This is a genomic window from Methylobacterium sp. 190mf, assembly GCF_900107945.1.
Taxonomy (GTDB): Bacteria; Pseudomonadota; Alphaproteobacteria; order Rhizobiales; family Beijerinckiaceae; genus Methylobacterium.
In genome coordinates, this window is the sequence record NZ_FNVI01000020.1 from 53,036 (window position 1) to 78,450 (window position 25,415).

The window sequence follows — 25,415 nt, forward strand, 5'->3', positions numbered from 1 at the left end:
CTCTACACCTCCAGCAGGGCGCGGCGGCGGAGCGGGCGCACGAACAGCTCCGCGAGGTCGCCGGCCTGCTCGTAGCCCTGCACGGGCGTGAACAGCAGCTCGATCGACCACTTGGTCGTCAGCCCCTCCGCCTCCAGCGGATTGGCGAGGCCGAGGCCGCAGACCGTGAGATCCGGCCGTTCCGCCCGGCAGCGGTCCATCTGGTCGTCGAGGCTCTGGCCCTCCGTCACCCGCGTGCCCGCGGGCAGCAGCTCGATCTCGGCGGCGAGATGCCCCCGGTGCAGGTACGGCGTCCCGACCTCCACGAGGTCCGCGCCGAGCTCCCGGGCGAGGAAGCGGGCGAGCGGAACCTCCAGCTGCGAATCGGGGAAGAAGAACACGCGCTTGCCGCCGAGCCTCTCGCGGTGGGGGGCGAGCGCGGTCTCGGCGCGGGCGCGGCCCGCTTCCGTGGCCTGTTCGAAGGCGGCCTCGGAGACGCCAAACGCCTCGGCGGCTGCCCGAAGCCAGCCGGTAGTGCCTTCGGCGCCTAGAGGGAACGGCGCGGGCAGCCGGCGGGCGCCACGCTCGTCGAGGGCCCGGGCCGTGTCGGTCAGGAAGGGCTGGGCCAGCAGATAGCGGGTGTTGCGCCCAACAGCCGGCATCGCGTTCGCCCGGCGGGCGGGCAGGAACCGGACATCCGCGATCCCCATCGCGGCGAAGAGCCGGAGAAACTGATCCTCCACCACGTCGGCCAGCGCCCCGACCACGAGGAGCGAAGGGACCGCCGTCTCGGCCTCGCGGGGCAGGTCGGGCACGAGGGCGGCGAGGCAGGCATCCTCCCCTTGCGTGAAGGTCGTCTCGATGCCGGAACCCGAGTAGTTCAGCACGCGTACGGGGGCGAGCCGTCCCGACAGGCGCTGGGCCGCCCGGGACAGGTCGAGCTTGATCACTTCCGACGGGCATGAGCCCACGAGGAACAGGAGCTTGATGTCCGGCCGGCGCTCGATCAGCCGGGTCACCACCCGGTCGAGCTCCTCGTTGGCGTCGGCGAGGCCGGCGAGGTCGCGCTCGTCGATGATCGCCGTGGCGAAGCGCGGCTCGGCGAAGATCATCACGCCGGCGGCGGACTGGATCAGGTGCGCGCAGGTGCGCGAGCCGACCACCAGGAAGAAGGCATCCTGGATCTTCCGGTGCAGCCAGACGATGCCGGTCAGCCCGCAGAACACGGCCCGCTGACCCTGCTCCTGGCGGAGCTCGATGCCGCCGCAGGGTGGCTGATGGACCAGGGGAGCGTTCACGGCAGCGCCTCCGCGAGGCGCGGCGCGCGACTTCCGGCACTCTCCATGCGCGCGGCCCGGAGCTTCAGGAGGAACTGGGCCGCGTTGATCACGTAGGTCGCGTAGGCCGCCAGCGCGAGGAGCAGCAGCGCCTGACCCCTGAGCGCGCCCGTGGCGAGGGCCGCGAGGTAGGCGGTGTGGAGAGCCAGCACCAGCATGCTGACCACGTCTTCCCAGAAGAAGGCAGGCGCGAAGAGCCACCGCCCGAACACGACCTTCTCCCAGATCGAGCCGGTGACCATGATCGCGTAGAGGGCCAGGGTCTTCACGACGACCGAGATCTCGGCCGCGCGCAGGCCGTCGTCGGTGGCCAGGGCGCGCAGCACCAGGACGAGGCTCACCAGGAAGATCGCGAACTGGAGGGGCGCCAGCACTCCCTGGACCACGGTCCAGAGCGACGAATCGCGCCGGCGCCGTTCGGCGGGCGTGTAGAGCGGTCGTGCCGGCCGGTCCTCGGGACCCATGCATCCGCTCCCTGGTCGTCGGCGGCGCCTCAGGCTCCGTCGTGGACAGAGGCTAGGGCGGGGGTCCGGGAAGTGTCAAGTGCGCTTGACGCTTCCACGACATGACAGTGGCAGGGATATTTTTTCTTCGAATAAGATCATTGCCAAGATCGTCAGGAAGCGTATCGTCGGCCGTGGCGGCAGAGATTGCTGCCGTTCGGCTTGTCAGACTCAGGAACTGACGGACACGAAGAATAGACGGGCGAGCAACGCCACACCGAGCGCGCGAGCGGATCCGCCGGCCCTTCCGGGACGGGGCCGTCTCAGGGAGGATGCCGATGGGAAACTGGAGGCATTTCGGTGGCCGTCTGGATCACGGTCCGTCCGCGGCCGGCTGCAGCCCCGTGAGCGACGGGCTCCCCGTGTTCCGCGAGGCGGCCCTCGGCTGGCCCGACCTGCACAGGCCTGTGCCCGACGCGCTCGCCAAGGTCGTCGAGGCGGAGATCCTGCCCCGCCTGATGCTGGCCTACCGGCCCGCCGGCCGCGCCGTCCCGGCGGACCGGGCGCCGAGCGCGCGGGAGATCGCCGACTTCAGCGCCCTGCTCCTGGCCTCCGGCCCGGTCGACCTCGACGCCCGCGTGGACGCCCTGCGCGACGGCGGCCTGCCGCTCCCGCGCCTGCTCCTCGACCTGCTCGCCCCGGCCGCCCGGCACCTCGGCGCCCTCTGGGAGGAGGATGCCTGCGACTTCCTGGCGGTGACCGAGGCCCTCGGGCGGCTCCACACCGTGAGCCGCCGCCTCTGCGCCGAGCTGGAGAGCGAATCGGTCCCGGCCAACGGGCGCAGCGTCCTGCTGCTGCCCTGCCCGGGCGAGACCCACGTCTTCGGCCTGTCGCTGGTCGCGAGCTTCTTCCGGGAGGCCGGCTGGGACGTGACCACCGCGGTGCCCGGGCCGGGGGTCGACCCCCTGGACCTGCTCCGGTCCGACTGGTTCGACGTGGTCGGCCTGTCGCTCTCCTGCGACGTCCTGCTGCCGGTCCTGACGGCGACGGTGGCGGAGGTGCGCCGCGATTCGCGCAACCGGGACGTCCGGGTGCTGGTCGGCGGCCCCTTCTTCGCGCGCCACGGCGGCGAGGCGGGGATCGTCGGGGCGGATGCCTGCGCGTCGGACGCGTGCCTCGCGCCCGCCGCGGCCGAAGCTTTGCTGGACAGACAGGCCTTGGCCTGCTGAAAGGGCCTCCAACCGACTATCACATTGCGGTGACCGTGACCCCTCAGCCCCGCCCCTCCCCGCAGTCGCCGCCCGCGGCCCTGCAGCAGGTGGCCGGCCTCCTCCAGGGTGAGGCGGTCGGGCGCATCGTCGCGGCGTCCGCGGACCTCTCCCTGGTGATCGACGCGGACGGGGTGATTCGGGACGCCACGGTCGGCGCCGATCTCGCGGCCGAGACCGTGGCGGGCTGGCTGGGCCGGCGCTGGATCGACACCGTCACGGTGGAGAGCCGCCCGAAGGTCGACGCCCTGCTGCGGGACGCTGGGGCCGACGGCATCACCCGCTGGCGCCAGGTGAACCACCCCTCGCCCGACGGCGCCGACCTGCCGATCCGCTACGCGTCGATCCGGCCCTCGGAGGGCGGCCCGATCCTCGTGCTCGGGCGCGACATGCGGGCGGTGGCCGCCCTGCAGCGCCGGCTGGTGGAGACCCAGCAGGCCCTGGAGCGGGACTACGACCGGCTCCGCGCCGCCGAGACCCGCTACCGGCTCCTGTTCCAGATCTCCGGCGAGCCGGTGCTGGTGGTCGATGCCGGCACGCGCCGGGTGGCCGAGGCCAACCCGGCCGCGGCGCGCCTCCTCGGGCGCCCGGCCAAGCGCATCGCCGGGCAGGACGCCGTCGAGCTGTTCGACCCCGCCAGCACCCGGGCCCTGGAGGCGCAGTTCGCCGCCCTGCGGGCGACCGGGCAGGCGGGCGAGATCCGGGCGGCGCTGCAGCACGGGCGCGGGGAGGTCACGGTCTCGGCCTCGCTGTTCCGGGGCGAGGGCGGCGCGAGCGCGCTGCTGCAGCTGGTCGCCGACCCGGCGACGGCGGCGCCCGGGCCCGACCAGGAGGCGCCCACCGCCGCGGTGATCGAGGCGATGCCGGAGGGCTTCGTGGTCACCGATTCGGCGCGGCGGATCCTCATGGCCAACGCCGCCTTCCTGGAACTGGCGCAGCTCGCCACGGTGGGCCAGGCCCGCGGGCGCACCCTCGACCACTGGCTCGGCCGCGACGAGACCGAGGCGCAGGCGCTGTTCGCGACCCTCGTCGACCACGGCGCCGTGCGCCGCTTCGCCACCGTCGTCCGCGGCGCCTACGGCGGCATGGAGGACGTGGAGGTCGCCGCCGTGTCGGTGGCTGGCGCCCGCCCCTGCCTGGGCTTCGCCATCCGGTCGGGCCCGCGGCGGATCGCCGAAGGGCGCCCCGGGGTCGGGCGGGAGGTGCCCCGCTCGGTGGAGCAGATGACCGAGCTGGTCGGCCGGGTCTCGATGAAGACCCTGGTGCGCGAGACGACCGACCTGATCGAGAAGCTCTGCATCGAGGCGGCGCTGCGGATCACCCGGGACAACCGGGCCTCGGCGGCCGAGATGCTCGGCCTGAGCCGGCAGGGCCTCTACGCCAAGATGCGGCGCTACGGCGTCGGCGACCTGGACGGCCCGGTCGAGGACATCTGAGGATCCGGGCGCGGCCTCCGGGCGCGGCGGGACCCGTCCCATCCCATCCCATCCCATCCTTTCCCATCCCCCGAAGGTGCGCGCGGCGGGGCGCCGGACCCCCTCGGATCCTGGCACCGAAGGCCTCGAAGATCCCGGAATCGTCCTCGCGGACGGGGGTCGCCGGGAACGCCCGGGGCGCCGCCGGAGCGCCGGAAAGCGCCCGCGCGGGCGGTCCCGCCGGCACGGTTTCTCGGTGTTTCGGATAATGTATTTCTGGTCCGCCGCTGTATTTATTCGACAAACGTCGCGCACATGCTGGCGCGCGGTGTAAATCTGGCTTGACACCCCGCCGGGCGCCGGTAGCCTCCCGTCATGACCGCTACGCCCGCCCCGAGCGCAGTCATCGAGCTGCTGAAGCCGCTCACGTGGTTCGCCCCGATGTGGGCCTTCGCCTGCGGGGTGATCTCCTCGGGCCAGCCGGCCAGCGGCCAGTGGCCGGTGATCGCCGCCGGCATCCTGCTGGCCGGCCCGCTGGTCTGCGCCACCAGCCAGGCCGCCAACGACTGGTTCGACCGCCACGTCGACGCGATCAACGAGCCGAACCGGCCGATCCCCTCCGGGCGGATCCCGGGCCGCTGGGGGCTCTACCTCGCGCTTGCCTGGACGGCGCTGTCGCTGGCGGTGGCCGCCGCGCTCGGGCCCTGGATCCTCGGGGCCGCGATGTTCGGGCTGGTCCTGGCCTGGATCTACTCGGCGCCGCCGGTGCGGCTGAAGCGGAACGGCTGGTGGGGCAACGCCGCGGTGGCGCTCTGCTACGAGGGGCTGCCCTGGTTCACCGGCGCCGCCGTCATGGCCGCCGCCCTGCCCGACCGGCGGGTGCTCCTGGTGGCGCTGCTCTACGCGGCCGGGGCCCACGGCATCATGACCCTCAACGACTTCAAGTCCGTGGAGGGCGACCGCCGGATGGGGCTGCTGTCGCTGCCGGTGCAGATGGGCTCCGAGCGCGCCGCGCGCTTCGCCTGCCTGGTCATGGCCCTGCCGCAGGTGGCGGTGATCGCGCTCCTCGTCGGCTGGGAGCGCTACTGGCACGCCGGCCTCGTCGCCGCGCTGCTCGCCGGGCAGTTCGCCCTGATGGCCCGGTTCCTGGAGAATCCCCGGGAGCGGGCGATCTGGTACAACGGCACCGGCACCACCCTCTACGTCCTCGGCATGCTGGTCGCGGCCTTCGCGCTGCGCCCGCTGGTGGGAGGGGCGTGATGGCACCGGACCCCGGCACGGGCCTCGGCTGGCCCCAGATCGTCCGCCTCGGCCTCGTCCAGACCGCGCTGGGCAGCGTCGTCGTGCTGATGACCGCCACCCTCAACCGGGTCATGGTGGTGGAATTGGCGCTGCCCGCCCTCGTGCCGGGCCTGCTGGTCGCCCTGCACTACGCCGTGCAGGTCCTGCGCCCGCGCTGGGGCTACGGCTCCGACCGCAGCGGCCGGCGCACCCCCTGGATCGTCGGCGGCATGGCGGCCCTCTGCCTCGGCGGGTTCGGCGCCGCCTGCGGCACCGCGCTGGCGGCCGAGAGCCTCGCCCTGGGGCTGGCGCTCGCCGCCCTCTCGTTCCTGTGCGTCGGCATGGGCGTCGGCGCGGCCGGGACCTCGCTCCTCGTCCTGCTGTCGGGCGGCGTCGCGCCGGCCCGGCGGGGCGCGGCCGCCACCGTCGTCTGGGTGATGATGATCGTCGGCTTCGCCGTCACGGCGCCGCTCGCCGGGCACTTCCTCGATCCGTTCTCCGGCCCGCGCCTCGCGGCGGTGTCGGGCACGGTCTCGCTCGTCGCCTTCTGCGTGGCGGCGCTCGCGGTCGCCGGCGTCGAGCGCCGCCTGCCGGTCCGGGCGCCCGAGCCCGCGGAGGCGCGCCGCCCGTTCTTCACCGTGCTGGCCCACGTGCTGGCCGACCCCGTGAGTCGGACCTTCACGATCTTCGTCTTCGTGTCGATGCTGGCCTACAGCGCCCAGGAGCTGATCCTGGAGCCCTATGCCGGCCTCGTCTTCGCGATGAGCCCCGGCGCCACCACCAAGCTCGCCGGCCTCCAGCACGGCGGCGTGCTCGCCGGCATGCTGCTGGTGGCGGCGGTGACGCTCCTCGCCCGCGGCACCGTCCTCGCCTCCCTGCGGCTCTGGATCGGGATCGGCTGCGCCGGCTCGGCCGCCGCCCTCTTCGCCCTGGCGAGCGGCGCGGCGGCGGGATCGGACTTCCCCCTGCGCGCGACGGTCTTCGCCCTCGGGGTGGCCAACGGCGCCTACGCGGTCGCCGCCATCGGCTCGATGATGGCGCTCGCCGGCCGCGGCGACGCGCGGGAGCGCGGAACCCGCATGGGCGTCTGGGGCGCCGCGCAGGGCGTCGCCTTCGGGGCCGGCGGCTTCCTCGGGGCCGTGGCGGTCGACGCCGTCCGGCTGGTCACCGCCGAACCCGTCCAGGCCTACGCGGCGGTCTTCGCCGCGGAAGGGCTGCTGTTCCTCGTCGCGGTCGTCCTGGCGGCGCGGCTCGAACCCGCTCCGGCACCGGACACGGTGCCGCTCGATCCTGCCTTCAGCGCGAGGTGAGGCCATGGCCCGGTTGGATGATGGCGGCCCCGGCCGCGACAGCTACGACGTCGTCGTGGTCGGCGGCGGGCCGGCGGGCGCCACGGCGGCGACCGACCTCGCCCGGGCCGGCCACGCGGTGCTGCTCCTCGACAAGCCCGGCCGGATCAAGCCCTGCGGCGGCGCGATCCCGCCCCGGCTGATCCGGGACTTCGCGATCCCGGACGCGCTCCTGGTGGCGAAGATCCGGTCCGCCCGGATGGTGGCGCCGAGCGGCAAGGCCGTCGACATGCCGGTGGGCGAGGGCTTCGTCGGCATGGTCGACCGCGAGCACTTCGACCCGTGGCTGCGCGAGCGGGCCGCGGCGGCCGGCGCCGACCTGCGCGCGGCGGCCTACGACCGGATCACCCGGCCCGACGACGGGCCGCCGCTGGTCCACTTCACCACCGGCGCGGGGGCCGGCCTCGCCCGCCACGCCGTCCGGGCCCGCCTCGTCCTCGGCGCCGACGGCGCCTGCTCGCCGGTCGGCCGCGCGGAGGTGCCGGGCCACGCCAGGATGCGGCAGGTCTTCGCCTATCACGAGATCCTGCGGGTCCCGGAGGCCGGCGCCCCCGGGGCCGGGTCGGTCGACGCCACCCGCTGCGACGTCTACTACCAGGGTCGCCACTCGCCGGACTTCTACAGCTGGATCTTCCCCCACGGGGACACGCTGAGCATCGGCACCGGCAGCGCGCGGAAGGGGTTCTCGCTGCGCTCCTCGATCCGGGCCCTGCGCGCCGCCACCGGCCTCGACCACGCCGAGACCGTCCGCCGCGAGGGGGCGCCGCTGCCGCTGAAGCCCCTGAAGCGCTGGGACAACGGCCGGGACGTGCTGCTCGCGGGCGACGCCGCGGGCGTCGTCGCGCCGGCCTCCGGCGAGGGGATCTACTACGCGATGCTCGGCGGCCGGCTGTCGGCCGAGGCCGCCGCCGCCTTCCTGCGGACCGGGGACGCGCGCGCCCTCGCGGGCGCGCGGAAGCAGTTCATGAAGCTGCACGGGCGCGTGTTCTGGATCCTCGGGATGATGCAGTGGGTCTGGTACCGCAGCGACGGCCTGCGCGAGCGCTTCGTCTCGATCTGCCGGGACAAGGACGTCCAGCAGCTTACCTGGGACAGCTACATGAACAAGGAGCTGGTCCGCGCGAAGCCCGCCGCCCACGCGCGGATCTTCTTCAAGGACCTCGCGCACCTGTTCCGCTGGGTCTCGCCGTGAGCCTCGCCGCCGCCGATCTGGGGCCGCCCGCGGTGGCGGCGGTCGCGGCCGTGCTGGTGGCCGTGGCCGGCGGCCTCGCGACCACGACGGACACGTGGTACCGGCGCCTGCGGGTCCCGGCCTGGAAGCCGCCGGACTGGGCCTTCGGCCCGGTCTGGGCGGTGATCTTCGCGCTCACCACCACGGCCGGCGTGCTGGCCTGGAACGGCGACGCCGACCCCGTCGCCCGGGGCGTCCTGCTGGCCGCCTACGCGGTGAACGGGGTGCTCAACATCGCCTGGAGCGTGCTGTTCTTCCGGTTCCGCCGGCCCGACTGGGCGCTGGCCGAGGTCGCGGTCCTGTGGCTGTCCATCGCCGTGCTGGTGCTGGTGACCGGCCGGGTCTCGGGCGCGGCGGGGCTCATGAACCTGCCCTACCTCGCCTGGGTCAGCGTCGCCGCCTGCCTGAACCTGCGGATCGTCCGCCTCAACGGGCCGTTCGCGGAGCCCGCCTGATGGGGGCGCTCCTCGACCCGGTCCTCGGCCCCGCCTTCGCGTCGGGCCGGATCGTCGACGGGATCCTGCTGCTCGTCGCCCTGGAGGCGCTCGCCCTCGCGTGGCTCGCCCGCCGGGGCGGCCCGCCGCTGCCGTCCCTGCTGGCCAACCTCGCCTCCGGCGCCGCGCTGATGCTGGCCCTGCGGGCGGCGCTCGTGGGGGCCGGCTGGGTCGCGGTCGCCGGGTGGATGCTCGCCGGGCTCGTCGCCCATCTCGCCGACCTCGGCCTGCGGGTCCGGGCGGCCACGGCACAACGCCGCAGCGCGGCGCCGGCCGGAACAACGCCCGCGACGGCCGCGTTCACGCGCGTCACAAGTTTCAAACAGCTCTAAAATCGGGATGGGAGACGCGGCATGCAGCGCACGAGAGCCCTCTCCTCCGGCCGCGCGGCCCCGGCGCGGCTGGCCCCGATGCGGGCCGCCCCCTTCCTCGCGGGCCTGCTCCTGGCCGCGCCGGCGCTGGCGCAGGACGGGTCGGCCGACCAGATCGAGCGCGGCAAGTACCTCGTGACGATGGGCGACTGCGCGGCCTGCCACACGGCGCCGGGCGGCAAGTACCTCGCCGGCAACTACGCGCTGAACATGCCCTTCGGCGTGATCATGACCCCCAACCTCACCCCCGACAAGGAGACGGGCCTCGGCAACTGGAGCTACGCCGACTTCGACCAGGCGTTCCGGCACGGCTACAGCAAGAACGTCGGCTACCTGTACCCGGCCTTCCCGTTCGCGTGGTTCACCAAGGTCACCGACGAGGACACCAAGGCGATCTGGGCCTACCTCCAGTCGGTCCCGGCCGTGAACGAGAAGCGGAAGGAGAGCCAGATCCCGTTCCCGTTCAGCGTCCGCACGGCGCTGGTGACGTGGCGGACGGCCTTCTTCACCGAGGAGCGCTTCAAGCCCGACCCGAAGGCCAGCGCCGAGGTGAACCGCGGCGGCTACCTCGTGGAGGGGCTCGGCCACTGCGCCATGTGCCACAACGAGAACAAGCTCGTCGGCAACTCGAGCTTCGCGGGCCGGTTCGGCGGCGGCGTGATCGACGGCTGGTACGCCCCCAACATCACCCCGGACGGCCACCAGGGCATCGGCGCCTGGACCGACGAGCAGGTGGTGACCTACCTCAAGACCGGCACCGCCCCGGGCGACCGGCCGGGCGTCGCCGCCGGGCCGATGCGCCAGACCATCATGGAATCCCTCTCCAAGGTGAAGGAGGAGGACCTGAAGGCCATGGTGGCGTACCTGCGCACCGTGCCGGCCAAGCAGACCTACAAGCCGAAGGACCTCACGGCCTTCGACACGCCCGACGCGCCCGGCGCCTCCACCTACCTGACCTACTGCTCCTCCTGCCACCAGCCCGACGGCAAGGGCATCGAGGGCGCGGTCCCGGCGCTCGCCGGCAACACCTCGGTCCAGTCCGAGGGCCCCGAGACGGTGCTGCGGGTGATCTACGGCGGGCTCGGCGCCCAGAGTGGGCTCGCCCCGATGGTGGCGATCGGCCAGCAGATGACCGACGTCGAGGTGAAGAACGTCACCGACTACATCCGCAATTCCTGGGGCAACAAGGCGCCGGTCGTGACCGGCGAGAAGGCCTCGGAGGCGCGCGCCGCCACCAAGACCATGCTGGCCGGCACGGCGCCCTGCGCGGAGATCGAGCAGGACAAGCTCAAGGCCGCCTTCGACAAGATCGGCCTGCAGGCGAGCCTGAAGGGCCTGAAGCAGCAGGACTTCGTCCCGACCCTCGCCCGGCTGGTGCAGCAGGTGAAGGCGGAGCCGACCGGGGTCACCGACGACGACATCGTCAACGGCCTGACCACGGCCTTCTGCAAGGTCGGCCGCGACGACCCGCAATACGGCAACCCGAGCTGGCCCGCGGTGATCGGCACCTTCGCGAACGTCGCCTACAGCCAGGTGAAGCACCCGGAGAAGCAGGCCGCCAACGTCCCCTCGGCCACCACGCCGCCGGCGAAGAACTGAGGCGCCGCCCCCGCGGCCCCGGCCTGCCGGGGTCTTCGGGGCCGGTTCGGGGTCAGATCGGGCGGAACGGATAAAACCGTGTTTCGTTGGAGCCGGGACGTGCCGACCTCACGCCCGGAGTCCCCGTGTCCAGCCTCGTCCGCATCCTGCTCGCGATCTTCTTCCCGCCGATCGCCGTGCTCGTCACCACGGGCTTCGGCCTTCAGTTCCTGCTGAACATCCTGCTGTGGATCCTGGGCTGGCTGCCCGGCACGGTCCACGCCCTGTGGCTGATGAACCGCGACCGGCCGCTGGTCTGAACCGTCAGGGCTTCCGGCCCTCGGGCTCGCCCTTCCGGAGGGCGGGCTTCTCCGCCTTCGCGTCGGCCTTCGACTCACCCTTGCCCTCGACCTTCGCGGTCTTCACCGCGTGGGCCCTGGCGGCCTTCGGCGCGACCGTCTCGGCGGCGTGGGCGACCTTCGCCGGCTCCGGCGCCGCCGCGGGCACGACCGCGGCGGCGACCGCCGGGGCCGCGGGCGCCGCCGGGGCCGGCTTGTCCTTGGCGAAGAGCTGGCCGAACAGCTTCTGGTAGCTGCTCGCATCGCCGTCCGCGTCCGCCACCGCGATGCGAGCGGGCTTGTCGGGCAGGGCCGCCGTGGTCTCGACCTGCGCGTCGGGATCGGCGCGGTTCGCCATGAGCGTCGTGGGCGTCGTGGGCGCCGCTGGCTCCCGCCCGTGCCCCTTGCCGCCGGCCTTCGCGGCGCGGGTCGCGGCCGCCGGCTCGGCGCCGGCCAGCATCGTGGGCTGGCCCTTCGGCGCGAGCTCGATCTCCTGCGGGCCGGCCGCCAGGGTCTCGGGTCGGCTCACGTCGCCGAGATTGTGCCGGCCGTACTCCTTGGCGTCGTAGGGCAGGACCGTCTCGGTGCCGCCGAGGCTCGCGAAGGCGCTGGCGTTCTGCGGGCGGAAGACCGGGTTCTGGCCGCCGTCCTGGTAGACGACCCGCACCGCCGGCGTGCCCTTGGCGACGAGGTCGGCGACCGCGTGCGTGTCGCGCGCGCTCTTCTCGGCCACCAGCGGGTCGACCCGCGGCTTGCACGAGCCGGCGGCCGCGTCGGCCCCGCCGAACACGTACTTGGTCCCGCACTGGCCGACCTTCGGCTCCTCGTGCAGGGCCTCGAAATAGTCGGAGCCCTCCTTGAGGTTCTGCCAGAAGGCGATGTTCGGATCGTTGCGGAACTTGGCCATGTTCTCGGCCGTCATCCGGAACGGGTAGGACTGGAACTGGAAGCTGCGCTGGCCGCCGATGAACGCGTCGCGGGCGACGGCGTAGATCTCCGCGATGGTGGCGTCGGTCATGGCGAAGCAGCCCGCCGACGAGCAGGTGCCGTGCACCATCAGGTACTTGCCGGTGCGGCCGTTGGCCCGGTCGACGGCGTTCGGGAAGCCCGTGTCGAACGAGAGATAGTACGACGAGTTCGGGTTCATCAGGCCCGGGGTGATCGTGTAGAAGCCCTCGGGCGCCTGCCGGTCGCCCTCGCGGGTCTTCGGCCCGAGCTGGCCGGACCAGCGGCAGATCGGGTAGGTCTTCAGGAGGGCGTAGCGGCCGTCGCTCCCCCGCTTCCAGATCTCCATCTCCGCCTCCTTCTTGAAGGTGCGGATCAGGATCGGGTCGGAGGGCTGCATCCCCTTGGACTGCATCAACGCGACGGTCTGGGGGGCGATCGGCGCGAGGCTGCGCGCGCTCGGGCCGTTGATCCCGGAACCGTCCTGGCAGGCGGCGAGCGACAGGGCCAGCAGGGACGCCGCCGCCAGCAGTCGCGCGGTCGCGAGACGCGCCGTCATGGGGAACCTCGATCGTCTTACGCGCGCCCGCGGGCCTTGCTGGCCGCGTCGGGTGCCACTCCCCAACCCAATAGGCTCGTTAAGCTTGCGCCTTCCTTACCGCAAGGACCCGGCTGCAACACTGGATTGTTCTCGGGTGTGGAGAGCCCGCGCATGCGCGCTATCCACAGCGCGCCGCGGCGGGGTCGCGGGACGGCGCCGTTCGAGCCGCAGGGCCGCGCGGCGATCCATGCTGTGCTCGTGCGCGGTCCCGCCCGCGGTCCGGCCTGCCGGCCCGGTGCGCGGACCGGTGGGCTCCCTGGCGGAGCGGACGCGTGCGACCGCGCCGGGCGCCCAACTTTGAGCTGCTTGCCTCGGCGGGATGAAGGCGCCACGTTCGCGGAGGCTGCCATCCGGATTCGGCCGATCGACCCGGACGGCTCGAACACGCGAACGTCGCCCATGACGGCCCTCTCGCTCGACACGCACGCCCTCGTCCGTCGCCTGCGGGCGACCGGCCTGTCAGAGGATCAGGCCGAGGCGATCACCGCGGCGATCCGCGAGAGTCGGGATTCCGATCTGACGAACCTCGTCACCAAGACCGATCTGGCCGAAGCGAAGTTCGACATCATGAAATGGGTGATCGGCTCGATCGGCTTCCAGACGATCGTCATCGTCGGCGCGATCGTTGCCCTGTCGCGCGCCGCGCATTGACGGCCGCCCCGGGAGCCGACCGTCCGCCGCCCCGCAACGTCGCCCCCGGGCGCCCGCTCAGGCGAACAGAGCCGGCCGCCGCGCCGCCTCGGCGCGGATGATCGCCACCAGCGCCGCGTCGTCGGCCGGGTCGGCGAGCCGCAGGCCGACCGGCTCCGAGGGCGTCTGCACGGTGAGCCAGCGCAGGGTGGGCCGGAGGTCGAGCGCCTCGACCACCGCCATGCGCGGGTGCCCGGTCTCGAGCTGCACGAAGGTCAGGTGGTTGCGGCTGGCGCGCTGCCCGAGCAGGTCGTCGATCGCCTCGACCACGTCGCGGGGCGTGTGCAGATGGGTCATCATCCAGAGGCGGTTGTCGGTGCCCGGCGTGTCGAGGGCCCGGCGCAGCCGGCGCACGCCCTCGGTGAGGAAGGCGTAGTCCGCCTCGCTCGTCGCCGGGTCGTGGTGGTTGAACACGCACTCGAGGCCGTGCCGCTCCCGGTAGAGGCGGTGGCGTCCCCGCCAGATGCCGGGGCCGCGCCGCTCGGCCTCCGGGATGCTCTCCAGCTGGCCCCGGTCGACGAGCGCCGCGAAGTCGTCGGCGAGGCAGTCCCGGGCCATGCCGGGCATGGAGAAGATCCAGTCGAGGGGCCCCGACCACTGGCGCAGGTCGAGCGTCTTGAGGACGTGCGCCATCTGGCAATTGCAGCCCAGGGAGGCGTGGTTGTGCCGGCCCGGCTCCCGCGCGTCGCGCCGGCCGAGCAGCCGGCCGAGCGCGCCGAACAGGCCCCCCGTCGCCCCGGGCTCGCTCACAGGGTCCGGCCGATCGCCAGGAACTTCTCGGCGCGCCGGTCGCGGACCTCGACGGGCGAGAGGCCGTCGAACTGCGCGAGGGCGTCGGCGATGGCGTCGCCCGCGGCCCGGATCGCCGCCTCGCGGTCGCGGTGCGCCCCGCCGGTGGCCTCCGGGATGATCGCGTCGATGACGCCGAGCCGCAGCAGGTCCTGGGCGGTGATCTTCATGGCGGTCGCGGCGTCCGACGCGCGGCCCTGGTCGCGCCACAGGATCGAGGCGGCGCCCTCCGGCGAGATCACCCCGTAGATCGCGTGCTCCAGCATCAGCACCCGGTTGGCGGTGGCGAGCGCGATCGCGCCGCCCGAGCCGCCCTCCCCGATCACCACGGCGACGTTGGGCACGCCGAGCGCGAGGCAGGCCTCGGTCGAGCGGGCGATGGCCTCGGCCTGGCCGCGCTCCTCCGCCTCGATGCCCGGATAGGCGCCGGCGGTGTCCACGAAGGCGAGGACCGGCAGACCGAACCGGTCGGCGGTCTCCATGAGCCGGACCGCCTTGCGGTAGCCCTCGGGCCGGGCCATCCCGAAATTGTGGCGCAGCCGCGCCTCGGTCGTCGCGCCCTTCTCCTGGCCGAGCACCAGGACCGGCCGGCCGCGGAACCGGCCGAATCCGCCCAGGATCGCCTCGTCCTCGCCGAAGCTGCGGTCGCCGGCCAGCGGCGTGAACTCGGTGATGAGCCCGTCGCGGTAGTCCACGAAGTGCGGCCGCTGCGGGTGGCGGGCCACCTGGGTCTTCTGCCAGGGGGTCAGATTCGCGTAGATCTCGGCGAGCGCCTGGCCGGCCTTGGCCTCGAGCCGGCCGACCTCCTCGGCGATGGAGACCGCGCCGTCGCGCGCGCTCACGGCGCGCAGCTCCTCGAGCTTGGCCTCCAGCTCGGCCACCGGCTTCTCGAAGTCGAGGTAGGTGCGCGTCACCGCCATCGTATCACAGGTCTTCCCGGGGTCCGCCGCGCGAGAGGCGGCGGGCGGGAGGTGTTGGCGATGGCGGGGATGGTGTCAACCGGCGGCGTGGCGGAAGCGCCCCGGGTCCGGGTCGGTCCGGGCCGCGTCAGGCCGCGTCCAGCGCCTCCCGGGCGATCCGGCGGCAATGCTCTAGGTAGCCGCGCTGGTGCGCGCCCATCAGGTCGGTGACCACCGACCAGAGCCAGCCGGGGGCGTCGGGGCCCGGGCCCGGCGCCCGCACGGCGTCGATCCAGGCCCGGCGGTCGGCCGCGCCCATCTGGCGGCCGTGGGCCCGGCCCAGGATGGCGGCGAGGTGCCGGGAGACGCGGACCGCCTCGCCGCGGGAGAACTGCTCGGCGTCGATCTTGAGATCCTGCGGCAGCAGCTCGCGGACCGTGACGGGCGTGCCGCCGATGTGGCCGGCGACCATCCGGTCGCCGAGGTTGGGCGACAGCGCCCGCGCGCCCGCGACGACGCGTTCGGCGTGGTCCGACGGCACCGCGATCCCGGCGGCGGCCGGCGCGAGGTGCGGCACCGCCTCCTTGACGTCGAGGAGGGCGAGGTTCGGACGGTCGCCGCCCAGCACCTCCACCAGGGCGGCGTAGCGCAGGCGCCCGAGGGAGCTGCAGCCCTTGATCCAGTAGGCGGCGTCGAGCAGCCGGATCTCGGCGTCGTCGGCCGCGCTGCCGAGCGCCAGGACGAGGCGGCGGATCTCCGGATCGCGGATCAGCGCCGTCAGCGAGTCTTGCTCGTCGGCGTCGAGGTCGAAGAACCGGCTGCCCCGTGGGAGCCGGGCGGCCTTGCCCTTCAGGCGCTCGCGCGAGAGGTGGCGCCAGCGCCGGCCGAGCGCCCGCCGCTTCGTCGTGACGACGATCTCGGACGGGTCGACGCCCCGCTCGGCCCCCTCGGGATCGGCGATCCCGTCGGCGTAGCCGTCCGCCATGGCGTCCATCATCCGGGCGGTGACGATGCCCGGCAGGGTCGCGTTGAGCGCCGCGGTGACCAGGGAGAGCGCGAGCCGGACGAGGTCGAAGGCCGGGTTCGCCACCACGGTCTGGTCGAGGTCGCGGATCTGGATGTCGATCCCGCCGTCCGGGCCGGCGAGCGCGCCGAGATTGCCGAGATGCGCGTCGCCGCAGATCCAGACGGGCGGCCCCTCGGGCAGGGTGCCGGCCGGCATCCCGGCGAGCAGCTCGTAGAACCGCGCCGTGCTGCCGCGGACGTAGGCGTGCGGCGAGGACGCGATCTTGCACAGGCGGCGGTGGTTCAGCACGCTCGCGTCGCGGCCGGATCGGGCCGGTACCTGCATGTCCATGGGTTCGGTCCCGCGCGCCGCTCCGCCGGCCTCGACGGGCCGGCCGAATCCGATAACACGGCGAGGCCGGCCTTTTCATCCGCGCGCGCGGGCGCGCGTATTGACGCGGGGACGCCTGTCAGGCCGCCGGTCAGGCCGCCTGCGACTCGACCCGGTTCCGGCCCGCCGCCTTGGCCCGGTAGAGGGCGAGGTCGGCCCGGCGGAGCATGTCGGCGGGGCCGAGATCCTCGCCGCGGCGCACGGCGACGCCGATCGAGACCGTCACCGACACGGTCCGGGTCGCCCCCTGCACGGTGAACGGCACCGCCTCGACGCGCTCGCGGATGCGCTCGGCGATGCCCTGCGCCTCGACGAGGCCCGCCTCCGGCAGGATCACCACCACCTCCTCGCCGCCGTAGCGCGCCACGATGTCGATCGGCCGCGTGTGATGGCGGACCCGCTCGGCGAAGCCGCGCAGCACCTCGTCGCCGGCCTCGTGGCCGAAGCTGTCGTTGATCCCCTTGAAGTGGTCGATGTCGAGGATCAGCGCGGCGAGGCTCGCCCGGCGGGCGGCCTCGTCGCCGAACAGGGTGCCGAGGTGGCTGTCGAGGTAGCGCCGGTTGTGCAGGCCGGTGAGCGCGTCGGTCACGGCCATCTGCAGGGAGGCCTGCATCGCCCCCCGGAGCGCGTCGGTGAAGCGCTTGCGCTTCACCTGGGTGCGGACCCGGGCCATCAGCTCGTTGCGGTCGACCGGCCGCATCAGGAAGTCGTGCACGCCGAAATCGAGCCCGCGGACCACCCGGGCGCGGTCATACTCCTCGGCGAGCATGATCAGCGGCATCGCCCGGGTCCGGTCGAGGGACCGGAGCTGGCTGCACAGGCGCAGGCCGTCGAAGCCGGTGAGGTCGAGGCTCACGAGGGCGAGGTCGAAGGACTCCTCGGCGGCGAGGCGCAGGGCCTCCTGCGGGTCGGGCTCGACCGTGACCACGTGGTGCTGGCGCAGGGCCCCGGCGAGGCGCTCGGCCGAGCCGGGCCGGTCCTCGATCAGCAGGATCCGGGCGTCGAGGCCGGTCTCGGCGGTGGCGAGCGCCAGGGGATCGCCGATCCCGAACTCCCGGGAGGCGAGCGCGCGCTGGCGCAGCTCGTCCGTCACGGCCTTGAGCCGCACGAGGCTGCGCACCCGGGTGAACAGGGCGGTGTCGTCCACCGGCTTGGTCAGGAAGTCGTCGGCCCCGGCGTCGAGGCCGCGCAGGCGGTCCGCGGGCTGGTCGAGGGCCGTGACCATCACCACCGGGATGTGGGCCGTGAGCGGGTTGTTCTTGAGATGCCGGCAGACCTCGAACCCGTCCATGCCGGGCATCATCACGTCGAGCAGGACGAGGTCGCAGAGGCCCTTCTCGCAGATCGCGATCGCGTCCCGGCCGTTCATGGCCGCGAGCGTGTCGAAATATTCCAGGCCGAGCTTCGTCTCCAGAAGCCTGACGTTCGGGAACAGATCGTCGACGATCAGGACACGGGCCGACATGGTTCCTCGTGCGGGCGCGGGTGAGCGGCCCGGACCGGGCGCCGTGTGCCGTGGGGGCGCGCCGCCGGTCGGCCGCCGGGGCCGGGGCGGACACGACGGGACGGACGGTTGAACCGGTCACCCGGCCCGGCGCGGCCGGGGGTCCGGTTCAACGGCACGCCTCGCCGGCGTCAACGCGGTTCAAGATAGGCCCGAACCGTTGCCAAAAACTTCGCGACCGAGATCGGCTTCGACAGGTAGGCCTCGCAGCCGCCCTCGCGGATCCGCTCCTCGTCGCCCTTCATGGCGAAAGCCGTGATGGCGATCACCGGGATGCTCTTGAGGTCGTCGTCCTCCTTGAGCCACTTCGTCACCTCGAGGCCGGAGACCTCGGGGAGCTGGATGTCCATGAGGATCAGGTCGGGGTGATGGGCGCGCGCCAGCTCGATCGCCTCGATGCCGTGGGCGGTCTTGAGCGTCGCGTAGCCGTTCGCCTCCAGGAGATCGTTGAACAGCTTCATGTTCAACTCGTTGTCCTCGACGATCAGCACCGTCTTCTTCATGATCCGTTGTCCCGGTGCGCGCCGATCATGATTAGCGGGCCGTGAAGCCCCTCCGTCACCTTTGTAGCGTTCACATGTTGATGAATGGCAAACCTCTTCAAGGGCATGAGTCGGCCGAACGGCTCGCCCTGGACGTTCTGTTGTGGATCGCTGGGGACGACGACCGTCTCCTGCCCTTCCTGGCGGCGAGCGGCCTGAGCCCCGACACGCTCCGCGCGAGCGCCCGGGAGCCGGCCTTCTTGGTCGGCGTCCTCGACCACGTGATGGGCGACGAGAACGTGCTGGTCGCCTGCGCGAACGGCCTCGGGATCAAGCCGGAGCGGATCGCCGCGGCCTGGCAGGCGCTCTCGCCGCGGCCGGACGACGCATGGGCGTGAGGCGGGGCCTCAGGGCGTGCAGCCCTTGCCCGCCTCCCTGTCGGCCCGCCCCGCCTTGGCGTCGATGTCGAGGGCGGTCATGTCGCCCAGGATGGCGAAGTCGCCGTAATCGAGCTTGAGCGCGCCGCTGACGCCGTTCTCGTAGAGGTCGAAGCCGAGGGTGTAGATCGGCGTCCGCTCCCCGGCGCCCTCGGTGTAGTAGCTGAGGCGGACCGGCCAGCGCGGCATGGTGGCCAGCGACCCGTCGCGCAGGGGCTTGTCGCGGGTCGAGCCGGAGGCCGGGGCCGGGCCGGTCGCGGCGTGGCCGATCACCGCGAAGGTGTCGTAGACCTTCCGGCCGTCGTCCGAGCCGTCGAAGACCTTGACCGCGAGGGTCGACTGGCCGGCCCGCGCTGCCTCGATCAGACGGCGCATGTGCTCGCTCGGGAACAGGACCGGCCCCTCCACGGTGAACGGCTTGGGGCCGCCCTTCAGCTTCACCGTCAGGGCGTCGCCCTGCTCGGAGGCGGTCCCGTCCACGGGGGCGGCGGGCTTGTTGTTGGTGAGCGTCGTCGTCTTGAACCGGAACTCGCGCCCCTGCCCGCCCTCGAAGGTGGTGCTGCGCATGTCGGACAGGCGCGCGCCGGTCTCGCCGGAGGACAGCTCCGTCACCTGGCGGGTCTGCATCGTGTAGCCGCGGCAGGCGTCGCCCCGGAAATCGATGACGATGCGCCCGCGGGCGCTCTCCACCGAGCGGGTGCCGCCGCCCTCGGCCAGCGACAGGTCGTAGACCGCGCGGTGGTTGGCGAGCACGATCTCGGGCGCCGGCGGCTTGGCCTCCGGTTCGGGCGCGGCGGGCGGGGCCGCGCGGGTGGGCCCGGCGCAGACGAGAAGACCGGCCGTCAGCAGTGGGAAGAGGCGCAGGCGCATGGACAACCCCGGTTCGGTCCGCCGCAGATAGCAGGCTCAGGGAATCGGGCAATGCTTGGGCCGCCCCGGCGACGCGCCGGCCGGCCTACCGGTAGCCCTCGGCCTGGAGGGCGAACAGCTCGGCGTAGCGGCCGCCCCGCGCCATGAGGGCGGCGTGGCTGCCCTCCTCCAAGACCCGGCCGCCCTCCAGGACGAGGATGCGGTCGGCCATGCGCACGGTGGAGAAGCGGTGCGAGATCAGCACCGTCGTCCGCCCGGCCGACAATTCCCGGAACCGGGCGAAGACGTCGTGCTCGGCCCGGGCGTCGAGGGCGGCGGTCGGCTCGTCCAGGATCAGGATCTCGGCCTCGCGCATGTAGGCCCGGGACAGCGCGACCTTCTGCCACTCGCCCCCGGAGAGGTCGAGGCCGCCGGCGAAGCGCTTGCCCAGCGGCTGGGCGTAGCCCGCGGGCAGGCGCTCGATCACCGGGGCCGCGAGCCCGCGGGCCGCCGCGGCGGCGATGCGGTCCGCGTCGTCGGCGGCCGCGATCCGGCCGACCGCGACGTTCTCCCCGGCGGTGAGGTCGAAGCGGACGAAGTCCTGGAAGATCGCCCCGATCCGCGCCCGCAGGTCGTCGAGGTCGTAGGCGGGCAGCGGCACGCCGTCGAGGAGCACGCGGCCCTCGTGCGGCTCGTACAGCCGGGTCATCAGCTTGACGATCGTGGTCTTGCCGGCGCCGTTGCCGCCGACCAGCGCCACCGTCTCCCCGGCCCGGACCGCGAAGGAGAGGTGGCGCAGGGCCCAGCCCTGCGCGCCCGGGTAGCGGTAGCCGACATCCTCGAAGACCAGCCCCTCCCGGATCGGGCTCGGCACCGGCACGGGCCGGGCGGGCGAGCGGATCTGCGGCCGGATCGCGAAGAAGGCGTAGAAATCCTCGAGATACTGCGCCTGGCCGGTGATCTGGGTCAGCCCGAGGAGCAGCCCCTCCAGGCCGCCGCGCAGCCGCTGGAACGCGCCGGCCAGGAAGGCGAGGTCGCCCACCGAGAAGGCGCCCGCCACCGTGCGCCAGACGATCACCGCGTAGGCGGCGTAGTAGGCGAGCGTCCCGAGGCTCGCGAAGGCGAAGCCCCAGCCGGCCCGGGCGACCGCGAGGCCGCGGTTCTCGGCGAGCAGCCGCCCCGCCACCGCGGCGTAGAGCCCGGTGACGTAGCCCGCGAGGCCGAAGAGCTTGATCTCCTTGGCGGTCTCGACGCTGGCGCCGAGGTAGCGCAGGTAGTCGATCCGCCGCCGCTCGGGGCTGCGGATCCAGGCGAGGCGGTAGCCGGCCTTGGTGAAGTGCCACTCGTTGAGCACCGCCGGGACCAGGGCGGCGGCGATCAGCACGACGAGCCAGGGCGTGAAGGCCGCGACCCCGACCGCCAGGGTCGCGAGGGTCAGGAGGCCCTGCAGCTGGCCGAACACCGTGCCGATGAGGCCGGTGCGGCCGCTGACCTGCCGGCGGGCCCGCTCCAGCCGGTCCTGCTGGGCGCTGTCCTCGAACTGGGCGAGGTCGAGCTCGGCGGCGTGCGCCATCAGCCGCAGGGAGGCCGCGTTGGCGTAGAGGTCGCCGATCAGGGTCTCGACGAGGCTCGAGAGCCGGCCGGTCAGGTCCGAGAGCAGGGCGAGGCCGAACTCGGCGGCGACGAGGCCGGCGAGCCGCGCCCGGCCGGGATCGGCGAGCCACGAAGCGAGCCCCGCCTCCGGCGCCGGCCGGGCGTGCTCGGCCACGATCCCGTCGAGGATGAGCTTAGCGAGGTAGAGGGTCAGGACCGGCAGGCAGGCCGCCACGAGGCGCAGCGACAGGCTCGCCGCCAGCAGGCGCGGGCTCGCGGCGGCGATCTCCCGGAACAGGGTCGGCAGGTAGCGCAGGGCGCCGACGCGCGCGCCCAGGCGCTTGCCGAGTCGCTCACCCAGCCGCCGACGCAGTCCCGCCCCCGGCCGCGGTACGGGCCCGCTCATACCCTGGGGATGACCCGCCGGGTTTGGGGCGTGGATTGGACGACGTGCAAGGATATCATTAACTGTAGATGCATATAGTTTTAATCCTCGTCGAGTGGTGCGTGCTCAGCGGTCCTGCAATCCTCAGAGTTTCGGTTCTCCTCATCATTGCCGGCATCCTCGCGGCGGTGGTGCAGGCCCTGCTGCCGAGCCCCGCACCCGGACCGGCGATTCCGCCCGCGTCCGCTCCGGAAACACCGGCGGCCCCCCAGCCCTCGGCCACGGTCCGGCGCGTCGAGCCGCCTCCCGCGGCTCCTGCGGCGCCGCCCGCCCCGGCCGCTCCGTCCGCCCCGCCCGCGGCGGCGGTCGAGCCTGCCCCCGCCCCGCCCGGCGGCGCTCCGGCGCCGACGCAGATGCCCTCCGACGCGACGGCCTTCCCCGCCGAGCCGCTCCCGCGGGAGGCGCAGCCCGATCCGTCGGCGCAGGAGGCGGCCGGTCAGGCCGAGGTCGACCGGGCGGAGGACAGCGCCGGTCCCCGGGCCCTGGCCATCCTCGATCTCAACACCGCCTCGGTGGCGGATCTCAATCACCTGCGCGGCGGCGGCGCCATCGGCCGGGCGATCGTCGCCAAGCGGCCCTACACGTCGGTGGAGCAGCTGCTGTCGAAGCGCGTGCTCAGCCGGTCGGTCTACGAGAAGATCAAGGATCAGGTGACTGTGCGGTGACCGTGCGGTGACCGTGCGGTGAGCGGCCGCGGCCCGGCGACCCGCTCCGGCCCGCTCCGCCTTGCGGCGTCCGAGGATATAAATTAGCGCTGTGCGGGATATCCCAGGGGTCCGCGCATGCCGCTCTACGTCAAGGATCCGCAGGTCGACGCCCTCGCGGCCCAGCTCATGGCGTTGCTGGGCACGAGCAAGACCGACGCGGTGCGCCGCGCGCTTCAGAACGAGATCGCCCGCCAGACGAACCGGCCCGATCTCGTCGAGCGGACGGCCGACTTCGTCCGTGCCCTGCACGAGCGTGCCGGTCCGGACCGGAAGCCCGCCGACGCGGCGTTCATCGACGGTCTGTACGAGCGCACCTGAGGCGGGACCCGATGTTCGTGGATGCGTCGGCCCTCACGGCGATCCTCACCGACGAGACGGATGCGGCCGCCCTGGCGGCCCGGCTTCAGCGGGCGCTGCGCCGCGTGACGTCGCCCCTGGCGGTCTGGGAAACCGGCGTGGCCTTGGCGCGCCACCTCGATCTCCCGGTCCCGGCCGCCCGCGAGGCGGTGCACGCCTATCTCGACCTCGCCGGCATCGAGATCGTGGCCGTCCCGCCGGAGGCCGAAGCGGGCGCGCTGGACGCCTACGACCGCTTCGGCAAGGGCCGGCACCCGGCCGGCCTGAACTTCGGCGACTGCTTCGCCTACGCCTGTGCCCGCGCCCACGGCATCCCGCTGCTCCACAAGGGCAACGACTTCCCGCTCACGGACATCGAGACCGCCTGAGGCCGACGGTCCGCGCGCGGGACAGGCGGGGCGCGGCGGGCGGAGGACTGCCGCCGCGCGCCCTCAGATCTTCGTGCCGAAGATCTCGGCCACCTGCGGGATGTCCTTGTCGCCGCGGCCCGACATGTTGAGCACCATGAGGTGCTCGGCCGGGCGCTGCGGCGCGAGCTCCAGGATCTTGGACAGGGCGTGGGCCGGCTCCAGGGCCGGGATGATCCCCTCCAGCATCGAGCAGAGCTTGAACGCCTCCAGCGTCTCGGAATCGGTCGCCGACAGGTACGTGACCCGGCCCATCTCGTGCAGCCACGCGTGCTCGGGGCCGATGCCCGGATAGTCGAGGCCCGCCGAGATCGAGTGCGCGTCGGCGATCTGGCCGTCCCCGTCCATCAGCAGGTAGGTGCGGTTGCCGTGCAGCACGCCCGGCTTGCCGCCGGTGAGCGAGGCCGCGTGCAGGCCCGACTGGACGCCGTGGCCCGCGGCCTCGACGCCGAAGATCTCGACCTCGCGGTCGTCCAGGAACGGGTGGAACAGCCCCATGGCGTTCGAGCCGCCGCCGATGCAGGCGACGAGGGAATCCGGGATCCGGCCCTCCTGGGCGATCATCTGCTCGCGGGTCTCGCGGCCGATCACCGACTGGAAGTCGCGGACCATGGCCGGGTACGGGTGCGGGCCCGCCACCGTGCCGATGCAGTAGAACGTGTCGGCGACGTTGGTGACCCAGTCGCGCAGCGCCTCGTTCATGGCGTCCTTGAGGGTCTTGGTGCCGGATTCCACCGGGATCACCTCGGCGCCGAGCATCTTCATGCGGAAGACGTTGGGCGCCTGCCGGGCGACGTCGACCGCGCCCATGTAGACGACGCACTTGAGGCCGAAGCGCGCGCAGAGCGTGGCGGTGGCGACGCCGTGCTGGCCGGCGCCGGTCTCGGCGATGATCCGCGGCTTGCCCATGCGGCGGGCCAGCAGGATCTGGCCCAGCACGTTGTTCACCTTGTGGGAGCCGGTATGGTTCAGTTCCTCGCGCTTGAAATAGACCTTGGCGCCCTGCCCCGCCGGCGCCTTGGCGCGCAGGTGCTCGGTGAGGCGCTCGGCGTAGTAGAGCGGGCTCGGCCGGCCGATATAGTGGGTGCCGTAGCTCTCCATCTCGGCCTGGAAGGTCGGGTCCTGCTTGGCCGCGTCGTAGGCCGCCTCCAGCTCGAGGATCAGCGGCATCAGCGTCTCGGCGACGAAGCGGCCGCCGAAGATGCCGAAGCGGCCGCGCTCGTCGGGGCCGGTGCGGAAGGAGTTGGGCTCGGGGGCGATGGTCACGGGACGGATCCTGCGCGCGCGTGTCGATCTGTTGCCGGGTGCCTAGACCCATGTCGCCGTCACCGCAATGCGGCCAGCCGCGCGCGTAACCGGATCGGGCGCCGGCGCGAACGGGCTGTCAGCATCCGGCAGGAGGTTGACCATGGCCCTTCGCGACACGTTCCGCACCCTCTCCCGCCCGGTCCTCGGGGCGGGGCTCGGGCTCGGGCTCGCGGGCGCCGTCCTGCTCCCCCGGCTCCCGGCCTTCGCCGAGGAGGCGCCCCGGCGCCTGCCGGAGGCCGTGACCCGCTCCGCCGAGCCGCCGGGGCCGCGCGTGGCCGTCTTCGCCGGCGGCTGCTTCTGGGGCGTGCAGGGGGTGTTCCAGCACGTGCGCGGGGTGAGCGGCGCGGTGTCGGGCTACGCCGGCGGCACCCGCGCGGAGGCCGATTACCGCACCGTGAGCGGCGGCGGGACCGGCCACGCCGAGGCCGTGTCGGTCACCTACGACCCGTCGGTCATCCGCTACGACGAGCTGCTGCGGATCTTCTTCTCGGTGGCCCTCGACCCGACCCAGGTGGATCGCCAGGGACCCGATGCCGGGCGCCAGTACCGCTCGGCCCTGTTCCCGCAGGACGCCGACCAGGCGCGGGTGGCCGGGGCCTACATCGCCCAGCTCGACGCGGCCCAGGCCTACGCGCGGCCGGTCGCCACCCGGATCGAGCCGGGCGCCGCGTTCTACCCGGCGGAAGGCTACCACCAGGACTTCATGGCCCTGCACCCCGGCCACCCGTACATCGCCGCCAACGACGCGCCGAAGCTCGAGGCCCTGAAGCAGCTGTTCCCGGAGCGGACGGCCGCGCAGCCGGTGCTGGTCAACCGCCCGCCGGCTTGAGCGCTCCCCGTCATCGCGAGCGCAGCGAAGCGACCCAGGGCAGCGCGACATCCCCCACAGCGTAGAGCCACCCTGGATTGCTTCGCTGCGCTC

Annotated in this window: 26 protein-coding genes; 15 read left to right on the forward strand and 11 right to left on the reverse strand. The window is 73.3% G+C overall.

The window, feature by feature from the left end; all coding sequences use genetic code 11:
- Positions 1–2: 2 nt before the first annotated feature.
- Both C4T42_RS22055 and bchF read right to left on the reverse strand, forming a co-directional pair.
- Positions 3–1,277 carry a ferredoxin:protochlorophyllide reductase (ATP-dependent) subunit N gene (locus C4T42_RS22055; protein ID WP_103985880.1) on the reverse strand — a complete coding sequence of 425 codons (1,275 nt, stop codon included), beginning with the start codon at positions 1,275–1,277 and terminating at the stop codon, positions 3–5.
- Positions 1,274–1,780, reverse strand: a complete 507-nt coding sequence (gene bchF, locus C4T42_RS22060; RefSeq protein ID WP_020095248.1) for a 2-vinyl bacteriochlorophyllide hydratase — start codon at positions 1,778–1,780, stop codon at positions 1,274–1,276. Before bchF ends, C4T42_RS22055 begins: the two co-directional genes overlap by 4 nt.
- Before the next feature lie 317 nt (positions 1,781–2,097).
- Between bchF and C4T42_RS22065 the strand changes: the two genes are divergently transcribed.
- The 9 genes from C4T42_RS22065 to C4T42_RS22105 all read left to right on the forward strand — a co-directional run bounded on the left by C4T42_RS22065 (position 2,098) and on the right by C4T42_RS22105 (position 11,066).
- A complete protein-coding gene (locus C4T42_RS22065) occupies positions 2,098–2,988 on the forward strand; it encodes a cobalamin B12-binding domain-containing protein (RefSeq protein ID WP_103985881.1) in 891 nt (296 codons plus the stop codon).
- A 29-nt stretch (positions 2,989–3,017) separates the two neighbouring features.
- Entirely contained in the window at positions 3,018–4,463 is a 1,446-nt protein-coding gene (gene ppsR, locus C4T42_RS22070) for a transcriptional regulator PpsR (RefSeq protein WP_020095246.1), read from the forward strand.
- 354 nt (positions 4,464–4,817) lie between these two features.
- Positions 4,818–5,702 (forward strand): chlorophyll synthase ChlG, encoded by an 885-nt coding sequence (chlG, locus tag C4T42_RS22075; protein WP_103985882.1) that lies wholly within the window; start codon positions 4,818–4,820, stop codon positions 5,700–5,702.
- Positions 5,702–7,033: a BCD family MFS transporter gene (locus C4T42_RS22080; protein ID WP_020095244.1), complete on the forward strand. Its 1,332-nt coding sequence runs from the start codon at positions 5,702–5,704 to the stop codon at positions 7,031–7,033. The genes chlG and C4T42_RS22080 overlap by 1 nt, the downstream gene beginning before the upstream one ends.
- Positions 7,034–7,037: 4 nt before the next feature.
- Positions 7,038–8,264, forward strand: coding sequence for a geranylgeranyl diphosphate reductase (locus C4T42_RS22085; protein WP_020095243.1), 1,227 nt, complete (start codon positions 7,038–7,040; stop codon positions 8,262–8,264).
- Positions 8,261–8,758 carry a TspO/MBR family protein gene (locus C4T42_RS22090; protein WP_020095242.1) on the forward strand — a complete coding sequence of 166 codons (498 nt, stop codon included), beginning with the start codon at positions 8,261–8,263 and terminating at the stop codon, positions 8,756–8,758. Before C4T42_RS22085 ends, C4T42_RS22090 begins: the two co-directional genes overlap by 4 nt.
- Entirely contained in the window at positions 8,758–9,129 is a 372-nt protein-coding gene (locus tag C4T42_RS22095; protein WP_020095241.1) for a hypothetical protein, read from the forward strand. The genes C4T42_RS22090 and C4T42_RS22095 overlap by 1 nt, the downstream gene beginning before the upstream one ends.
- Before the next feature lie 78 nt (positions 9,130–9,207).
- Complete coding sequence (locus C4T42_RS22100) at positions 9,208–10,767, forward strand: c-type cytochrome (RefSeq protein WP_051123779.1); 1,560 nt, start codon at positions 9,208–9,210, stop codon at positions 10,765–10,767.
- 125 nt (positions 10,768–10,892) lie between these two features.
- Positions 10,893–11,066, forward strand: a complete 174-nt coding sequence (locus C4T42_RS22105) for a YqaE/Pmp3 family membrane protein (protein ID WP_012318839.1) — start codon at positions 10,893–10,895, stop codon at positions 11,064–11,066.
- Positions 11,067–11,070: 4 nt separating this feature from the next.
- On the opposite strand, the gene C4T42_RS22110 is transcribed toward C4T42_RS22105, so the two are convergent.
- Positions 11,071–12,588, reverse strand: coding sequence for a murein L,D-transpeptidase family protein (locus tag C4T42_RS22110; RefSeq protein ID WP_020095239.1), 1,518 nt, complete (start codon positions 12,586–12,588; stop codon positions 11,071–11,073).
- A gap of 441 nt (positions 12,589–13,029) precedes the next feature.
- Between C4T42_RS22110 and C4T42_RS22115 the strand changes: the two genes are divergently transcribed.
- Positions 13,030–13,281, forward strand: a complete 252-nt coding sequence (locus C4T42_RS22115) for a DUF1640 domain-containing protein (RefSeq protein ID WP_020095238.1) — start codon at positions 13,030–13,032, stop codon at positions 13,279–13,281.
- Positions 13,282–13,338: 57 nt separating this feature from the next.
- Here the strand turns inward: C4T42_RS22115 and C4T42_RS22120 are convergent, their stop codons facing one another.
- From C4T42_RS22120 to C4T42_RS22140, 5 genes are all read right to left on the reverse strand, one after another.
- Positions 13,339–14,070, reverse strand: coding sequence for a DUF1796 family putative cysteine peptidase (locus tag C4T42_RS22120; RefSeq protein ID WP_020095237.1), 732 nt, complete (start codon positions 14,068–14,070; stop codon positions 13,339–13,341).
- Positions 14,067–15,029: an acetyl-CoA carboxylase carboxyltransferase subunit alpha gene (locus tag C4T42_RS22125; RefSeq protein ID WP_020095236.1), complete on the reverse strand. Its 963-nt coding sequence runs from the start codon at positions 15,027–15,029 to the stop codon at positions 14,067–14,069. The genes C4T42_RS22120 and C4T42_RS22125 overlap by 4 nt, the downstream gene beginning before the upstream one ends.
- A gap of 127 nt (positions 15,030–15,156) precedes the next feature.
- Positions 15,157–16,365 carry a DUF2252 family protein gene (locus C4T42_RS22130; RefSeq protein ID WP_020095235.1) on the reverse strand — a complete coding sequence of 403 codons (1,209 nt, stop codon included), beginning with the start codon at positions 16,363–16,365 and terminating at the stop codon, positions 15,157–15,159.
- A 130-nt stretch (positions 16,366–16,495) separates the two neighbouring features.
- Positions 16,496–17,869 (reverse strand): PleD family two-component system response regulator, encoded by a 1,374-nt coding sequence (locus tag C4T42_RS22135; protein ID WP_020095234.1) that lies wholly within the window; start codon positions 17,867–17,869, stop codon positions 16,496–16,498.
- A gap of 170 nt (positions 17,870–18,039) precedes the next feature.
- On the reverse strand, positions 18,040–18,411 hold the full coding sequence (locus tag C4T42_RS22140; RefSeq protein WP_007560977.1) for a response regulator: 372 nt from the start codon (positions 18,409–18,411) through the stop codon (positions 18,040–18,042).
- 80 nt (positions 18,412–18,491) lie between these two features.
- Between C4T42_RS22140 and C4T42_RS22145 the strand changes: the two genes are divergently transcribed.
- Positions 18,492–18,788: a DUF3572 domain-containing protein gene (locus C4T42_RS22145; RefSeq protein ID WP_026605257.1), complete on the forward strand. Its 297-nt coding sequence runs from the start codon at positions 18,492–18,494 to the stop codon at positions 18,786–18,788.
- 9 nt (positions 18,789–18,797) lie between these two features.
- Here C4T42_RS22145 and C4T42_RS22150 read toward each other — a convergent pair whose 3' ends face one another.
- Both C4T42_RS22150 and C4T42_RS22155 read right to left on the reverse strand, forming a co-directional pair.
- Positions 18,798–19,697 (reverse strand): cell envelope integrity EipB family protein, encoded by a 900-nt coding sequence (locus C4T42_RS22150; RefSeq protein WP_020095232.1) that lies wholly within the window; start codon positions 19,695–19,697, stop codon positions 18,798–18,800.
- A gap of 85 nt (positions 19,698–19,782) precedes the next feature.
- Positions 19,783–21,675: an ABC transporter ATP-binding protein gene (locus C4T42_RS22155; RefSeq protein ID WP_020095231.1), complete on the reverse strand. Its 1,893-nt coding sequence runs from the start codon at positions 21,673–21,675 to the stop codon at positions 19,783–19,785.
- Positions 21,676–21,776: 101 nt separating this feature from the next.
- Between C4T42_RS22155 and C4T42_RS22160 the strand changes: the two genes are divergently transcribed.
- The 3 genes from C4T42_RS22160 (at position 21,777) to C4T42_RS22170 (ending at position 23,146) form a co-directional block, all read left to right on the forward strand.
- Positions 21,777–22,379: a helix-hairpin-helix domain-containing protein gene (locus C4T42_RS22160; protein WP_026605256.1), complete on the forward strand. Its 603-nt coding sequence runs from the start codon at positions 21,777–21,779 to the stop codon at positions 22,377–22,379.
- Positions 22,380–22,496: 117 nt separating this feature from the next.
- Positions 22,497–22,739: a type II toxin-antitoxin system VapB family antitoxin gene (locus C4T42_RS22165; protein WP_020095229.1), complete on the forward strand. Its 243-nt coding sequence runs from the start codon at positions 22,497–22,499 to the stop codon at positions 22,737–22,739.
- An 11-nt stretch (positions 22,740–22,750) separates the two neighbouring features.
- The gene (locus tag C4T42_RS22170) at positions 22,751–23,146 is read left to right on the forward strand and encodes a type II toxin-antitoxin system VapC family toxin (RefSeq protein ID WP_020095228.1); all 396 of its coding nucleotides are present in this window, start codon (positions 22,751–22,753) and stop codon (positions 23,144–23,146) included.
- 63 nt (positions 23,147–23,209) lie between these two features.
- Here the strand turns inward: C4T42_RS22170 and trpB are convergent, their stop codons facing one another.
- Positions 23,210–24,451, reverse strand: coding sequence for a tryptophan synthase subunit beta (gene trpB, locus C4T42_RS22175; protein WP_020095227.1), 1,242 nt, complete (start codon positions 24,449–24,451; stop codon positions 23,210–23,212).
- A 142-nt stretch (positions 24,452–24,593) separates the two neighbouring features.
- Here trpB and msrA point away from each other — a divergent pair, with 142 nt between their 5' ends.
- Entirely contained in the window at positions 24,594–25,322 is a 729-nt protein-coding gene (msrA, locus tag C4T42_RS22180; RefSeq protein WP_020095226.1) for a peptide-methionine (S)-S-oxide reductase MsrA, read from the forward strand.
- Positions 25,323–25,415 lie beyond the last annotated feature (93 nt).

What these genes read in the sequence shown, in the direction of transcription:
- C4T42_RS22170 (WP_020095228.1), top strand. Translation starts at nt 22,751, where the DNA reads ATGTTCGTGGATGCGTCGGCCCTCACGGCGATCCTCACCGACGAGACG.
- C4T42_RS22115 (WP_020095238.1), top strand. Translation starts at nt 13,030, where the DNA reads ATGACGGCCCTCTCGCTCGACACGCACGCCCTCGTCCGTCGCCTGCGG.
- C4T42_RS22130 (WP_020095235.1), bottom strand. Translation starts at nt 16,365, where the DNA reads ATGGACATGCAGGTACCGGCCCGATCCGGCCGCGACGCGAGCGTGCTG.
- chlG (WP_103985882.1), top strand. Translation starts at nt 4,818, where the DNA reads ATGACCGCTACGCCCGCCCCGAGCGCAGTCATCGAGCTGCTGAAGCCG.
- C4T42_RS22100 (WP_051123779.1), top strand. Translation starts at nt 9,208, where the DNA reads ATGCGGGCCGCCCCCTTCCTCGCGGGCCTGCTCCTGGCCGCGCCGGCG.
- bchF (WP_020095248.1), bottom strand. Translation starts at nt 1,780, where the DNA reads ATGGGTCCCGAGGACCGGCCGGCACGACCGCTCTACACGCCCGCCGAA.
- C4T42_RS22065 (WP_103985881.1), top strand. Translation starts at nt 2,098, where the DNA reads ATGGGAAACTGGAGGCATTTCGGTGGCCGTCTGGATCACGGTCCGTCC.
- C4T42_RS22110 (WP_020095239.1), bottom strand. Translation starts at nt 12,588, where the DNA reads ATGACGGCGCGTCTCGCGACCGCGCGACTGCTGGCGGCGGCGTCCCTG.
- C4T42_RS22140 (WP_007560977.1), bottom strand. Translation starts at nt 18,411, where the DNA reads ATGAAGAAGACGGTGCTGATCGTCGAGGACAACGAGTTGAACATGAAG.
- C4T42_RS22135 (WP_020095234.1), bottom strand. Translation starts at nt 17,869, where the DNA reads ATGTCGGCCCGTGTCCTGATCGTCGACGATCTGTTCCCGAACGTCAGG.
- C4T42_RS22155 (WP_020095231.1), bottom strand. Translation starts at nt 21,675, where the DNA reads ATGAGCGGGCCCGTACCGCGGCCGGGGGCGGGACTGCGTCGGCGGCTG.
- msrA (WP_020095226.1), top strand. Translation starts at nt 24,594, where the DNA reads ATGGCCCTTCGCGACACGTTCCGCACCCTCTCCCGCCCGGTCCTCGGG.
- C4T42_RS22080 (WP_020095244.1), top strand. Translation starts at nt 5,702, where the DNA reads ATGGCACCGGACCCCGGCACGGGCCTCGGCTGGCCCCAGATCGTCCGC.
- C4T42_RS22165 (WP_020095229.1), top strand. Translation starts at nt 22,497, where the DNA reads ATGCCGCTCTACGTCAAGGATCCGCAGGTCGACGCCCTCGCGGCCCAG.
- C4T42_RS22125 (WP_020095236.1), bottom strand. Translation starts at nt 15,029, where the DNA reads ATGGCGGTGACGCGCACCTACCTCGACTTCGAGAAGCCGGTGGCCGAG.
- C4T42_RS22150 (WP_020095232.1), bottom strand. Translation starts at nt 19,697, where the DNA reads ATGCGCCTGCGCCTCTTCCCACTGCTGACGGCCGGTCTTCTCGTCTGC.
- C4T42_RS22145 (WP_026605257.1), top strand. Translation starts at nt 18,492, where the DNA reads ATGAATGGCAAACCTCTTCAAGGGCATGAGTCGGCCGAACGGCTCGCC.
- C4T42_RS22095 (WP_020095241.1), top strand. Translation starts at nt 8,758, where the DNA reads ATGGGGGCGCTCCTCGACCCGGTCCTCGGCCCCGCCTTCGCGTCGGGC.
- C4T42_RS22085 (WP_020095243.1), top strand. Translation starts at nt 7,038, where the DNA reads ATGGCCCGGTTGGATGATGGCGGCCCCGGCCGCGACAGCTACGACGTC.